Here is a 14,480-nt window from a genome sequence, read left to right on the forward strand (position 1 = left end):
AAAGGTGATATTGATGTGTCGCAAGCACAATATGCAACCTTTTCCTTTTTTTATCAAAACCGTCGGGTAGAGTACAACCAAGGCTTTTGCCTACATAAAAAAAATAGTAAAAACCAAAAGCCACCTGAATTGATTGTAAAACAGGTGGCTTGTAGGGGAGAAGAGCAAAAATTGATTATCGCGCAAAGAAATGAAAAGGTGGTGTATGGTCTTTGTTTGTAAGGCAAGCATTTACTTGGTTGACAAACTCTTGGGGCGTATCCAGGTACAAATACAGTGTGTGATAAGAGCGCCTAAATCCGTATAAGGTAGTTAGTTCGCCCTTGTTATGAAGACGAATCATTACATTGGGTTTTTCCATTTCGCCCAATGGCGACAAACTTCTCACCTCGTGGTTGTAGGTTATTTTATGGGTTTGAGGTAGTGTTTGTATGCTTGCTATCTCAGCCAAGCTAATGGTGGTTTCTGATAAAATGCCATAGTTCAATCTGAGTTCGTCTGGGCAAATAACACTTGGGCGTTTGCCCAATGAACGTGCAAAGCCTATGATTTGAAGCAGCGAATAAATGCTGAGTCCAGTCAATATCCAAGCTGCTATTATGCTCCATTGTTCCAGCAAAATATGCAATACAAATGCTTCTACCACTACCATAAAAGCAAATACTCCCAGCAACAACACAGTGCCGCTTTTGCGGTGATAACTAAACTCATTAGTCTTGAGAGGTCGTTTTCTCCAGGCAACAAAACCATAATAAATTACCCCAAATTCTACTGCTATTATTTCGCTTGCTCTGGGAGGAAACAACTCAGTAAGGGCAGTTTTAAGCGCAGTGAAAAAATCGTAAGAGTTTGCAATATTATGTTTATAGTGTTTCCTTACTTTTCTTATTTTATAAATGACAAAGGTCAGTACAGTAAGCTCTACTATTGGTAAAATAAACTGTTTGATGAGCGCCAGGTGTTGTTGGCGGTGAGCAGGCAATACATAAGTGGCAACTAATAGCATAAGTCCAAAAAAAGGCACCACCGTAGTAGTAGGGATTTGGGTTGGTTTGATCAATAAAAAGTAAAGCAATGGAGTCAGCAATACCAAGTCGTAAGTAATGCCTGTGGCGAGGTCTTGGTGCAAGGCAAGCCACGATGTTCCGGATAAAACCAAGGCTATCACCAAAACAATGGACAACAAACTGGTGAGTAAAATTGCCCTGAATCTTGTATGTAATACCATAAGTGTTATAGTTTGTAAATAATGAATAAGGGCAAATAAAATGAAGACTTACCTGGCAAGCGACTCATTGGAAGTAATGAGACTTTGTTTTGGGTTAAGTACTTGTAAATGATGTGATTAAGATTGAGTGATTAGCTTGTTTTTTTTGAATGAGCCTCAGCCTGTTTCTTAAATTGGCTGGGAGTAAGCCCAGTTTGCTGCTTAAATATCCGGTTAAATGTAGCCTTAGAATTAAACCCAGACTCATAGGCAAGGGCGAGTAGCGTAAGGTGTTCGGCGTCACCGTTTTGCACCCTTTTTTTGAAAGCCTCTACCCTAAAGCTGTTGATATACTCGTAAAAGTTAGTATCCATTTCTTGGTTGATCAATCGTGACAATTGTTTGTCACTTATCCCCATTTTTTTGGCTATTTTATACAAAGAAACCTCCTCATCTTTATACAATGCTTCTTGCAAAATAAGGTCGTGCAATTGCTGTTGCTTTTGGGTCGGTGTAGCATTGTGTTGCGCTTTTTGTTGGATAACAGGTTTTTGCGTTAAACCTGACGAAACATCGGTAGAAGCAGGTGTAGACATTTCGCTTAAAAACACTTCAGTTTGCTTTAGACCAAAATAACCAATGTACCAGATAAGCCCTACCAAATACAAGGCATTTATATAAATAATATACTCAAGCCAGGGAAACATCGCTACCAGCCCTCCAGTCAATGTGTCGAGTACAGCAAAAAGAATCAATCCTTTGACCCAAATATTCAACCAGTGCAAATCTACTTTAGAGAGTGTAGAGTAGTTGTGCTTGACCAAGCGCTGAAAACGTTTGAGCAATAGTGCACAGTGGTAAAAATAGTAGCTCATCAATAACATACCCATAATAGCTATTGATACAATAAAAGGGTATTGGCTCAACGCTTTGGGAGAAATATAAAACCACCAGCTGAGAGGCAAGCTGGCTAAAGTAAAGACAATAAAGAAAGGCAGCATATGATGCCAAAAGATCTTACGTAACTGAAGCTGAGGCTGGTAAGTGAGCCTGATGTAAAAATAGAGCAAAGGCCCTAGTGCATAAGGTATGGCAAGCCCTAAAGGTAGCAAAATTGCCTGGACTATAGCCGACCCCAGCGGTATGCTGATGTACAAGAGCACCACCAGCAAAAAAATAAATAAAATGGCTGCCAGTATTTGATGAGCGCGTTGCCTGCGCCAGGTTTTGCTCAGCAATAGCAACAAAAACAGCACAATGCTTACCCCCGAATAGGCGCAAAAAAATAAGAAATGTGTGAGCAAGTGGGACATTGGATATAAGATAGTTTTTTGCCCTCAAAATAAGCGATTTATTTGACTCTACAGGCCATTTACCCCCAGTTTTTAGCGAATACTATTGACTAAGTTGGATAAGCCAAAAATGGGTGGTTTATTTTGTTCAAAGCATAAAACCTACACACTCCACAACTTTCCCCAAAAACCCCTATCTTTGCGTCACCAAACAACACCTTTTATGAAACATACAATTGTAGTAATGGGTTTATGGCTTACACTCACCATTGCTTTGGTGGGTTGTAGCCCTCGCAATAACGCCAGCCGCGTAAGCAACTGCGCAGTTAAAATCACTCAGGGCATTTATGGCAGGGTGTTTTGGGTGGGAGGCAACCAAATGCCCGGTCTGGTTAAAAAAGAGAAAATAAAAGAAAAAAAAGATTTAGGTGGCAATCCAGTACCGCGCGAGGTATGGGTATATCCATTGATGCAAACCAACGAATTGAACAAAAGCGATGGTTTGTACCAAAAACCTGCTACTGCGCCCTTGGCAAAAACAACGGCAGACAAAGACGGGTGTTTTCAATTGTCCCTTGCTCCGGGTAAATACTCAATATTTACCCTTGAAAAAGACGGGCTGTTTGCCAATATATTTGACGGTAAAGGCAATGTGCACCCAGTAGAGGTGAAAAGTAACAATATTACCGAAGTTAACATAAACATTAATTATAAGGCGGCTTATTAAGTTTCAGGTAGCCAAACAGAAGCGCTTACCGCCATGACCTGTCGACTGTAGAACTGTCGATTATTTTTTATATAGATGAAGACAAAAGGAAACACATCAACTAAAGTAAATATAGTAACCCTGGGATGTTCTAAAAACCTGGTAGACTCAGAGAACATTCTGACTCAACTACGGGGCAATGACATAGCAGTGACCCACGAAGCCCAAAACGACGAGGCAAACGTAGTAATCGTAAATACTTGTGGGTTTATCGAAAACGCCAAACAGGAGTCTATAGATACCATTTTGCAATATGCCGACGCCAAAGAGCAGGGTTTGATTGATAAACTATACGTCACTGGGTGCTTGTCGCAACGTTACAAAGACGATTTAGAAAAAGAAATTACTACAGTAGACGCCTTTTTTGGTACCCGTGATTTACCTTTATTACTCAAAAAATTTAAGGCAGATTACAAACACGAGTTGGTAGGTGAGCGCCTTACTACTACCCCGCGTCATTATGCCTACATGAAAATAGCCGAAGGTTGTGATCGTCCCTGTTCGTTTTGTGCCATTCCTATTATGCGGGGCAAACACGTATCGCACCCCATGGAAGAGTTGGTAAAGTCGGCGCAAACAATGGCAAAAAACGGGACAAAAGAATTGATATTGATTGCCCAGGACTTGACCTATTATGGCTTAGACCTCTATAAAAAACGCAACCTTGCAGAGCTTATGGCGCGCCTTGCCGATGTAGAAGGCATAGAGTGGATTCGTCTACAGTATGCTTACCCGGCGGGCTTTCCGTTAGACATTCTGGATGCTATCAAGCAATACCCCAATGTTTGTAACTATTTAGACATGCCTTTGCAGCATGGATCGTCTAATGTACTTAAGTTGATGCGTCGAGGCATTACCCGCGAAAAAACCGAGCAATTGATTGACACGATCCGTCAGAAGGTGCCCGAAATAGCCCTAAGAACTACCCTGATAGCCGGACACCCTGGCGAAACAGAAGCCGATTTTGAAGAAATGTATACTTTTGTAGAAAAGTCAAGGTTTGACCGTTTGGGCATTTTTACCTACTCACACGAAGACAATACCCACTCGTTTACCATGAAAGACGATGTGCCCGAAGAGATAAAAGAAGACCGCGCCGGACAGGTAATGGCATTGCAACAAGAGATTTCAGCCGAACTGAACCAACAAAAGGTAGGCAAAACCCTCAAGGTGATGATAGACCGCAAAGAAGGGGGGTATTTTATAGGGCGTACTGAGTCTGATTCGCCAGAAGTAGACAACGAGGTATTGATTTCTGCCGAAAATACCTATTTGCCTGTGGGCGAATTTGCGCCTATCAAAATTATCAATGCCACTGAGTTTGACTTGTACGGAGAATTGGTGCAGTAGTCGCATCAGCTAAACGATTCAAGCAACAAGAAGCCAGTTTGGTATAACTTAATTGCAGGCGATTTGCCAAAGCCTGCAATTTTTAAATAGCGAAACAATGAAAAAATTACAACAACTATTCATTTTTACATTATTTGCTGCTACACTAGCAGCTTGTGGTAGCCGTCAAGGTTTGAAAGGAAAAACGGCCCCTGCGTTTACTTTTGAAAACATAGAAGGCAAAAAACAAAGCCTTGCCGATTTTAAAGGCAAATATGTATTGCTTCATTTCTGGACAACCTCTTGCCGTTCGTGTCGCAAAGACTTTCCAAAAATAGAAGACTACTATAGCCAAATGAAGGGCAAAGACTTTGAACTGGTGGCAATTAATGTGGGCGAAAAACTGGAAGCCTCTAAAAAATTCAAAGAAAAATTTAGTCTAAGCTTTCCTATGTTGGGTGATATACAGGCTGTAAGCGAGCAGATTTATCAGGTAGATGCTTACCCTACCAATATATTTATTTCGCCCGAAGGCAAAGTGATTCGTACCATAGTAGGGCCTATTATCGACAAAAAACAAGTAGAGGTGGTAATTCAGCAGCATAAAAAAGGATAAACCTGGAAAATAATGCACTAGTACCTCAACCTCTAAATACCTGATACATTATTTTGGCGATATTCGCACCCTGACTTTACTTAAAAAATATCGCATAGCTCCGGTTCCGATATGCATCGCATGCGTCAAAGCTTAATTTTACGAACACTTAAAATACCGTCAAAATCATCAAAAACGACTCTTTTAGGCGCAACTCCTACGGAGCCGTGTCCCGTTTCGTTTATTTTTTCTACCAAGGTTTCGCCCCACTGGGGCTAATATTCGTAAAAAGTGGCATAAAAACGAGCAAAGAGTTTTGAGCGATTCCATAAAAATTGTGATTCAACACAACTTGAAGCTGGTTTTTACAGGCGGAATTTTAAGCCCTGACCAATGCGATATGCATCGGAATTGTAAACTAACTCTGCTCAATTTTTGAAGTTCGTCAGAGAACAAATCTCATCCAAAATAAATAGTGCATTTACTTAGAGGATAAGGTACTAGTTCTCTGCCTCCCTTGGCAGGGAACTATCTCACAATGAGCAAAGCATTAACTGTTAAACAACTTAGAGAAATGAACCCAAAAAAGACCCGTTTCTTTCTTGCTTTCATCGCCGTACAAGTAGTAGTGGTATTCGCAATGTTTGTGTTTCCCTGGCAAGGGCAACGCAAGGCAAACTATGCCCAAAAACGAGCCGTATTACAAAAGTTTAATCTTAGTGATTATTGCCTTTCTACTGAGTCGCGTCATACCCGCCATATCAACTTTCCTGAACTGATTGCCCCTTTTCAGGATTTGGCAGGTTTTCACGATCATTTTCCTTCTTCCTCTTTTTTTAAGCCCCAGCGCAACCGCTTGCATACTCAACCTCGAAAAAAAACCAATAAATAAAGCTTCGGCTACTTTTTTGTACGTATGTTGAGCAATGCTATAGTGGTTACACCATCAATAGTCCATAGTATTTAGTCCATAGTCCGTAGCTGATTCGAGTAAATGTTTACCTTATTAAGCCTTGTAAACCGAGCTTGTAGCTCTGCTACGGCGAGCTTACCGAAGGTAATCAGTAGTCAACTTTGGCTAAAATCACTGCGGAGCATTGACCATTACACTATCCATAAATGTTGTAAAATTACCTGTTACTGTAGCATACACTGAACAATATTGACTGGTAGCTTCGAATTTATATTTAGAGCTTGTTGTATCACGAGGTGCAACCATTCAACCAATGTTTTCGGTTAACCATGTTGTGACACGTATAGCCATTTGTTACCAAAAACACCCATGAAAAAAATAGTATTCACTTTATTGTTGGTATTTTACTCTACGACAGGCGTTTGGGCGCAAAACCAACGCATAGACAGCCTGCAAACTGCCTTGAAAAGTGCTAAAGCCAATGCCAAAGTGGATATACTCAACGAGTTGTGTTGGGAACTGAGTAACTCTGCCCCCAAGAAAGCCCTCAGTACTGGGCGACAAGCACTTGATTTGGCACAAAGCCAACGCTACAGTAAAGGCGAAGCCACTGCCTTGAAAAACATTGGAGTAGTGTATCAGTATCAAGGCAACTACCCTCAGGCATTAGAGTACTACCTGAAATCGCTTACCATTTTCGAAAAACTCAAAAACGAGCCAGGCATAGCCAATGTGCTCAACAACATAGGCATTATATACCGCAATCAAGGCAACTACAACGAAGCCCTGAAGTACTATGAGCGGGTGCGTAAAATAGACGAAAAAAACCAGGATAAAACCGGCTTGGCGAGCGTGCTCAACAACTTGGGCAGTATTTATTATCAACGCAATGATTACAACAAAGCACGCGAGTACTACAGCAAGTCGTTGGCTATAGAAAAAGAGCTGAACGATAAGGCAGGCGTAGCCATTAGTTATAACAACCTCGGTTTGGTCGCTTTCGCGGAAAAGCAAATAAAAAAATCGCTGGAGTATCATTTCAAAGCACTTACGCTAGAAGAGGAAGCAGGCGACCGTACCAGTATGGCGGGTACCTTGGGCTATATAGCCGATGTATACCAGCAGACTGATGAATTGAAAAAGGCTTTGAAATATGCTTTGCAAGGTTTTGAGTTGGCCGAAGAGGTAGAGTCACAGGCATTGGTGATGAATTTGAGCCAGTCGTTGATGGTTATTTATGAAGGCCTGAAACAGTACGACAAAGCGTATGAATACCAAACCTATTATGTGTTTGCCAAAGATGAAGTTTTTAGCGAAGCCAACACCAAACGTTTGACAAACCTACAGGCGGCTTATGAGCTGGAAAAAAAACAAGCGGAAATAGCGTTACTCAAGGCTAAAGATGCCCGCGACGAAGCCGAAAGGGTGCTCAAGCAATCTATTGCGGTGGGAGTAATCATTGTATTAATCATTGGTTTGGCGTTTTTGTATACCCGTAGTCGCAGGCGCAAACGAATCAATGCTATATTGCTACAACAACGCAACGATTTGAGAGAAAAGAACGAGGAGATTAATCAGCAGAAAGAAGAAATATTGACTCAGCGAGATGCGATTGAAGAACGCAACGAGCAGATTTTACTCAAAAACCAAGACATAGAAAGTAGCATTCAATACGCCAAACGTATTCAGGAGGCTATTTTGCCCAACCGTGAAGAAATGAAGGAGGCATTGCCTCAACACTTTGTCTATTACCGCCCTCGTGACATTGTCAGTGGCGATTTTTACTGGTTTACCAAAACCGAACCCCAACCTTTGTATGCTGATTCCCCTGATTTTCAAGGCAATAAATTGCTACAGGGTTTCGAAAACGAAAAGTTAGTATTGGCAGCAGTAGATTGTACCGGGCACGGAGTACCAGGAGCATTCATGTCGGCAATTGGCGATTCATTGCTCAATCACATCGTTTTTGATCGTCGCCTGACCGAACCAGCCGATATATTGAAGGCCATGCAAGAGGGGGTAAGAAAAGCCTTGCGTCAGGATGAAATTGCCAACCGTGATGGAATGGATATGGGGCTGATGGTGGTAGACATGGAAAAAAGAATTTGTAAATATGCCAGTGCCAAAAGCTGGTTGTGGTTGTTTCAAAACGGAGAGCTGCAAGAGATCAAAGGCGATAATGTGGCTATAGGTGGTTGGCAACCCGATGCTGCCCATACTTTTACTACCCATACTTTTTCGCTGGATACTCCTACCACTATTTACATGGCTTCAGATGGCTACCAAGATCAGTTTGGAGGCGAAAAGGGTAAAAAGTTTATGCGGCGCAGGTTTAGAGAGTTACTCAAAGAAATTCATCCGCTACCGATGGAGCAACAATACAAAATTATAGAACTTACCATTCAAGACTGGATGAACCACCTGACTCCAGAAGGTAATACCCACGCTCAAGTAGACGATATGCTAGTGGTAGGAGTACATTTCCCGTTTAACAAACAGCGGATGTCGTTTCGTGCCAAAACCGATTTTTCAAAACATATATAGCTTTGTTAGTATTAGCGTAAGTAGTGCTTGTGTTTTACAGATTTTCGCTTGTAAGTAGGATTTTTACGTGGCTGGTAGAATAAGAAGACTCCTGAACTTTTGATAAATTAGTGAAAACTTTCATCTTCAAACTCAAAAATACATGTTTCCCGAAAAAGTATGCCTTTTACTTAAAATTACCCGTGATACATCTTTCGATTATCAGCTGCCTATGAAAGAGTGGTTTAACCAGCATTACCCCGATTTTTTTGTCTATGATTTAGATAATTTTTCAGAAGCAATGGTTACAGACTATGCCCTAAAGCTGCTCAACAATGCCCAAAAAATAGTGTTTATCCTACAAGCCGAACCAAATAGCCCCTTGGGTAGTTTATTGAAGCTAATGCCCGTAGTAATGCGTCACAAGCACAAAGTAAAAGCGGTGTTTCAGGGCGAACACAAAGCCATTCAGCAAATGCTTAAGCCCTTGAATGAGGTAGTGTACAACCTGCCTGAAGAGGAGTTAGCAGCAGCGATAGGCTTAGTATAAGGGATTGTTGTAAAAGTGAGCTTTTTGTGTTGTCCAATGGTTTTGTTTGGGGCAGTATGAGCTAAAAATCCCAATTATTTGTAAATTTGAAAAGTGACTGCTCAAAGTATCAGCTTAAAACCTTGCGGCTGTCTAAACTCCATTGTGCTGAGGTAAAACCCGTATACTAACGAGGTGTGCCACCAACATCATCTGTAAAAAAAATATTGAATAAAAAATGTTACGAAACCTTATATATACCACTGCCTGCTTGTTTGTATGTATCATCAACACACAAGCACAAATCTCCTGGAGAGTTACTGTAAATACCAACCAACTGAACACTACCCAAGTGACCGAAAAGTCGATATTTAATAACTTGAAAGCAGATATTAATACTTTTTTGAATGGTCAACAGTGGTCGGAAGATGAGTTTGAAGAAGCCGAAAAAATAGAGTGCGATGTGCGAATCAATATTACCAATATGCTCAGTCAAAACAACTTTCAGGCAACCGCCCAGCTCAGGGCAGTTCGTCCAGTGTTCAAAACTGACTATGAATCGGTGTTGATCAATTATGTAGACCGCAACTTTCAGTTTACCTATACCCAGGCGCAACCCTTGCTTTATAACGATAACGCCTACAATAACAACCTTACCTCTATACTTGCCTTTTATGCTTATACTGTATTGGCAATGGACTATTTTAGTTTTAAGAAAAACGGAGGAAAGTTATACGCCGAACGTGCCCTGCAGGTAGTTAACAATGCCCAGGCAGCTTCCGAACCCGGCTGGCGCCCCAATCAAGACCGTCGTAACCGTTACTGGCTCTCAGAAAACCTCATGAGCCAACAAATGTTGGGTTTCCTGGAGGGCATCTACATTTATCATCGCCAGGGCTTAGACCGTTTTTTGTTTACGCCCGACAAGTCGCGTGAGAAAATATTTGAAGTCTTGAAAACAATGGAGCAAATCAATACCCTAAAGCCTTCAGCCATTCTTATGCGTAGCTTTATGGATGCCAAATCAGATGAATTGATTAATATATTTATTCGCTCGCCCAAAGAACAACGCCAACAAGTATACCGCATTTTGGTAAAAATTGACCCAAGTAAAACCCAGAGATATGCAAAGTTGATAGAATAGGCAGTTTTAACAGCAAACGATAAGCATCAGCTTTTTGCTTTCATTGTAGGGCTTATCGTTTGCCCTTGATCTTTGGTTGTAGAACTTCGTTAAAAATATCTTGTCCGATAATCGCTTAAAAACAATAGTTAGCCCTGTAATTTCCTTGATTGCCCCATAAAACTTAATATAAGAAATTAGCTCCATACTATCCTTATTTGCAATTTTTCACTATCTTAACCTCTATTAATTCCCTTGGTTCATATTACGTACAATGATGGATATATATGCAATAGGTTGGCTGTTGATGGTGGTTTGTGGCGGATTTTTGGCAACTGCCTGGCAGTCACCCAACGATGAAAGTGATTTGCCCTTTTCAGGCATCGAAAACAGACTTTTTACCTTGTTGATGGACGGAGAATTCGATAAATTATTCTTGATCTTAAAACAACTACTCACCGACACCCCCTGCGAGCCCATGATTTATACCTATCTGGGGCAAGCACATACCAATCTCAAAGACGAAATAGGAGAAGAAGACGCCCTCATGGAAATTTTGAACATTTGTGGCAACAAAGTACTGGAGGGATACTACCATTACAGCACCCACTTGTTAGGTGAGGGACGTTATGAAGATGCTTATGACCTTTTGTCGCAAGGCACCCACCTGTTTCACCGTGAGGCAAAACTACATTACCTGTATGGCATTGCATTGTACCATCTAGAGTGGGGCTATGAGGCGCTAGATGCCTTTAGTAGTGCCATTATACGAGATAGCCGACAACACGAATATTTCTTTTTTCGGGCTAAAACCAATGAGTTGCTGGAAGAATACGACGATGCTTTGCGTGATTTTACTACCAGTATTATGGTTTGTGCCACTGGGGTGGGATATGCAGCCCGTGCCGACTTGTTGTTGTATAAAATGGACGCACCTTACAAAGCCTTCAACGACTATGAACGTGCTATGGCACTGGGCAACCAACATTGTCAGGAAGATTTGAAGCATTGCAAGGCAGTTATTGGCAAAGATTACGCTTCATTGTTTCGCAACTGGCAAAACCTGCGACGCGACACAGTGATACGCCTGGGGCAGCAAGTCTTAAACCACTACCCAAGCCCCCATATACAGCAAAGGGTAGAGCATATTCTTACCCAACTTCAGCAAGAAGAGTATGAAGAACAAAAATTTTGGGTAGAGTATTTACCTCAAGGCAACGAAGTATATGCCCAGGCAAAAAAAATGTTCTTAGCCCAAAACTATGTGGGTGCTTTTTGGTTACTTCATCAACAAACTCCTTTTTTTAGAAAAAAACAACACTACCCTTTTATTTATTATAAGATGTATGCGCTCATGGACGAGTGTGTTGATAAAGTAATGGAGTAAGATGGTAGCTGAAAATGCTCAATTTTTGATCATTGATTTGCAGTGATTGCTATTTTTATGAGAAAATTCACCAAAAAAACCAAAGATTTTCTTCAATCGGCTCTTTTTTTTGTTTAGAATATTAACTTTGCTTTCAGAACGGATAAGCAATGAGTAAATAAAGTCATGGGAAAAAGACAAATACGTATTTTTGAGAGTGATATTGACCCAAAATTGCCCGAACTGGTGCAAAAAGAGCTCAACCTGATTCTTAAGAATAACCTGACTCTTCGTGGTACAATTTATAAGTATGACACATCAAAGTTGTACCTAAAAGATACCATTCATCGCAAACACGTGATTGACAAATCAGCCATTGCCGAAATAATTATAGACCATACTACTTTGTATTAAGGTAGTGGTTGAAATATGTACACACAAAAAAGACCATAAACGGATCGTTGTACCGAATGCATTGAGATTATGCTGACGAACCTTTTGATTAAAAATTATGCCCTGATTGAGCAATTAATGGTAAAACCCCACCAATCGCTCAATATTATTACCGGAGAAACCGGTGCTGGTAAATCTATTTTACTGGGTGCCATTGGTATGCTAATGGGCAAGCGGGCAGACACCAAAACCTTGCTGTATCATGACAGCAAGTGTATTATAGAAGGAGCTTTTCTGATAGGTTCTTACCAGCTTCATGGCTTGTTTGAAGAGCTGGACATAGACTATGAAGAAGAAACCACCATTCGACGGGAGATAACCCCCAGCGGTAAATCGAGGGCTTTTATTAACGATACTCCCGTTAACCTTGATACATTGCGGCAGGTAGGGCGCCATTTGGTAGACATACACTCGCAACACGACAACTTACTCTTGAGCGATCATCTTTTTCAATTAAGAATAGTAGATGTATGTGCTGAAAACCAAACGTTGATGAAGCGCTATACTGCCAAATACAAAGAGTATCGCACGATTAAGAAAAAGCACGACCAACTGGTAGCGGAGTACAATCAACACAAAAACGAGTTAGATTATAACAAGTTTTTGTACGATGAGTTGGCAAAAGCCAATTTGCAAGCTGGAGAGCAAGACAAGCTCGAAGGTGAGCTAAAACTGCTGGAAAGCTCAGAAGACATCAAACTCAAGCTCAATGAGGCGTTGGGTTTGTTGGGGAAAGTAGAAGAAACCGCCATTATAGATCAATTGCGCACTGTGACCAACGCCTTGGGGCAAGTCAGTGACTTAAGCGACAAGCTAGGTGAGATTCATGAGCGTATGAATAGTGCCTTGATCGAACTGGAAGACCTAAACAATGAAATAGAACGCGAAGAAGAGGTAGTTGACCTCAACGAAGAACGCATAGAAGAGGTAAAAGAGCGGGTGAGTTTTATTTACCAAATGCAACAAAAACATCAGGCAGCTTCTGTAGAAGAATTGCTGGAGATACAACATACTTTAGAAGAAAAAGTGCATAAGGTACTCAACTTTGACGAAGAAATTGAGGCATTGAGTACACAGTTAGAGGCTGCTTATACTGCCTTGATGAAGGTAGGAGAGGAACTGTCGAAAACCCGTCAGAAGGTAGCCCCTGTGATAGAGAAAGATCTCAAAAAGCTATTGGTAGAACTGGGAATGCCCAACGCAGTACTACAAATTGTACTCAACAAAGTAACCCCTACTGTACATGGCATCGACGAAATCAGCTTTTTGTTCAGTGCCAACAAGGGTATTCCACCACAAGAAATAGCCAAGGTAGCATCAGGTGGTGAGTTTTCGCGTCTGATGTTGGCTATCAAATATATCATGGCAAGTAAAACATCATTACCTACCATTATTTTTGATGAGATAGATACAGGTATTTCGGGCGAAATAGCCCTGAAAATGGGTAATATGTTCAAAGAAATGGCACACGGACACCAAATCATTGCCATTAGTCACCTACATCAGATAGCAGCCAAAGGCAATCATCATTATTTTGTATACAAAGACCATTCGGCAGAACGTTCGGTGAGTCGCATAAGGCAACTCGATGACAAAGAACGTATCCAGGAAATAGCTCAAATGATTAGCGGCTCTACTCCTTCAGAAAGTGCGATATTAAGCGCCAAAGAGCTGTTAGAACTTTCATAAAAAACTTAAAACCTTTGTTCATTTGCGAACAAAGGTTTTTTTTCAATTCCTAAAAAAATACTTGTCCATTTTTCGGTTGCCAATTGCTTTTGGTATTCGGTACTTTGCAGCGTATTTATTTTAATTAATTAACCCAAGTTGCAGCATATAAAATGTAAAAGCTTAACTTCCAGTTATTTATATATTTCAGGTACAAATATAACTGGCACTTGAAGCACCGATATACATCGGCATCTCAAGACTTGTCGCTTGTACCTTGCAACTTCAATTAAAAGAGTATCACAGGCAAATGTAATGTGTGTATTATGAGCAAGACAACCTTACTTGTAGCTAATTGCCTGTTGCTACTTATAACCCCCCGTTTTTATGCAAGTAACCGATCAACAACTTATCAACAAATACTACCAGGCATTGGTAGGCCGAAAGTCCGATTTTGCCGGAATATTTTATGTAGGTGTCAAAACAACCGACATATTTTGCATAGCCACTTGTAGAGCCCGCAAGCCCAAACTCGAAAATGTAGTGTTTTATACCACATTTAAGGAAGCGTTAGACAATGGTTTTCGCCCCTGTAAAATTTGCAAACCCACCGAAAATGCCCATGCTGCTCCTCCTCAAGTATACTTTGAACGGGATGAAAAGTCGCAAATCAAATTCGCTGAAATTTCAAAGACAATAAACTTTCGAGTTCTTTT

General features: G+C 40.9%; 14 protein-coding genes. 12 read left to right on the plus strand and 2 right to left on the minus strand.

Annotation, left to right across the window (positions count from 1 at the left end; genetic code table 11):
* Positions 1-222 (plus strand): hypothetical protein (locus Q0954_RS29175; RefSeq protein WP_299463817.1); only part of this gene is annotated, 222 nt, incomplete at its 5' end.
* Here the strand turns inward: Q0954_RS29175 and Q0954_RS29180 are convergent.
* Together Q0954_RS29180 and Q0954_RS29185 are read right to left on the minus strand one after the other, a co-directional pair.
* Positions 176-1,228, minus strand: coding sequence for a hypothetical protein (locus Q0954_RS29180; RefSeq protein ID WP_299463820.1), 1,053 nt, complete (start codon positions 1,226-1,228; stop codon positions 176-178). The two genes, Q0954_RS29175 and Q0954_RS29180, sit on opposite strands and share 47 nt — an antisense overlap.
* Before the next feature lie 131 nt (positions 1,229-1,359).
* Positions 1,360-2,520, minus strand: coding sequence for an AraC family transcriptional regulator (locus tag Q0954_RS29185; RefSeq protein WP_299463823.1), 1,161 nt, complete (start codon positions 2,518-2,520; stop codon positions 1,360-1,362).
* 202 nt (positions 2,521-2,722) lie between these two features.
* On the opposite strand from Q0954_RS29185, the gene Q0954_RS29190 reads away from it, so the two are divergent.
* From Q0954_RS29190 to Q0954_RS29240, 11 genes are all read left to right on the plus strand, one after another.
* On the plus strand, positions 2,723-3,226 hold the full coding sequence (locus Q0954_RS29190; protein ID WP_299463826.1) for a carboxypeptidase regulatory-like domain-containing protein: 504 nt from the start codon (positions 2,723-2,725) through the stop codon (positions 3,224-3,226).
* A 75-nt stretch (positions 3,227-3,301) separates the two neighbouring features.
* The gene (gene rimO, locus Q0954_RS29195) at positions 3,302-4,615 is read left to right on the plus strand and encodes a 30S ribosomal protein S12 methylthiotransferase RimO (protein WP_299463829.1); all 1,314 of its coding nucleotides are present in this window, start codon (positions 3,302-3,304) and stop codon (positions 4,613-4,615) included.
* Between the two features lie 97 nt (positions 4,616-4,712).
* The gene (locus Q0954_RS29200) at positions 4,713-5,210 is read left to right on the plus strand and encodes a TlpA disulfide reductase family protein (RefSeq protein ID WP_299463832.1); all 498 of its coding nucleotides are present in this window, start codon (positions 4,713-4,715) and stop codon (positions 5,208-5,210) included.
* A 553-nt stretch (positions 5,211-5,763) separates the two neighbouring features.
* A complete protein-coding gene (locus Q0954_RS29205; protein ID WP_299463835.1) occupies positions 5,764-6,081 on the plus strand; it encodes a hypothetical protein in 318 nt (105 codons plus the stop codon).
* 390 nt (positions 6,082-6,471) lie between these two features.
* Positions 6,472-8,646 (plus strand): tetratricopeptide repeat protein, encoded by a 2,175-nt coding sequence (locus Q0954_RS29210; protein WP_299463838.1) that lies wholly within the window; start codon positions 6,472-6,474, stop codon positions 8,644-8,646.
* A 142-nt stretch (positions 8,647-8,788) separates the two neighbouring features.
* Entirely contained in the window at positions 8,789-9,175 is a 387-nt protein-coding gene (locus Q0954_RS29215) for a hypothetical protein (RefSeq protein ID WP_299463841.1), read from the plus strand.
* A gap of 217 nt (positions 9,176-9,392) precedes the next feature.
* On the plus strand, positions 9,393-10,298 hold the full coding sequence (locus Q0954_RS29220; RefSeq protein ID WP_299463844.1) for a DUF4835 family protein: 906 nt from the start codon (positions 9,393-9,395) through the stop codon (positions 10,296-10,298).
* A 253-nt stretch (positions 10,299-10,551) separates the two neighbouring features.
* Entirely contained in the window at positions 10,552-11,664 is a 1,113-nt protein-coding gene (locus Q0954_RS29225) for a hypothetical protein (RefSeq protein ID WP_299463847.1), read from the plus strand.
* Positions 11,665-11,829: 165 nt separating this feature from the next.
* Positions 11,830-12,057 (plus strand): hypothetical protein, encoded by a 228-nt coding sequence (locus tag Q0954_RS29230; RefSeq protein WP_299463850.1) that lies wholly within the window; start codon positions 11,830-11,832, stop codon positions 12,055-12,057.
* 69 nt (positions 12,058-12,126) lie between these two features.
* The gene (gene recN, locus Q0954_RS29235) at positions 12,127-13,785 is read left to right on the plus strand and encodes a DNA repair protein RecN (RefSeq protein ID WP_299463853.1); all 1,659 of its coding nucleotides are present in this window, start codon (positions 12,127-12,129) and stop codon (positions 13,783-13,785) included.
* 366 nt (positions 13,786-14,151) lie between these two features.
* Positions 14,152-14,480: Ada metal-binding domain-containing protein (locus Q0954_RS29240; RefSeq protein ID WP_299463856.1), on the plus strand; the 329-nt coding region annotated here is incomplete at its 3' end.

It is taken from the genome of uncultured Microscilla sp. (assembly GCF_947493425.1).
GTDB lineage: Bacteria > Bacteroidota > Bacteroidia > Cytophagales > Microscillaceae > Microscilla.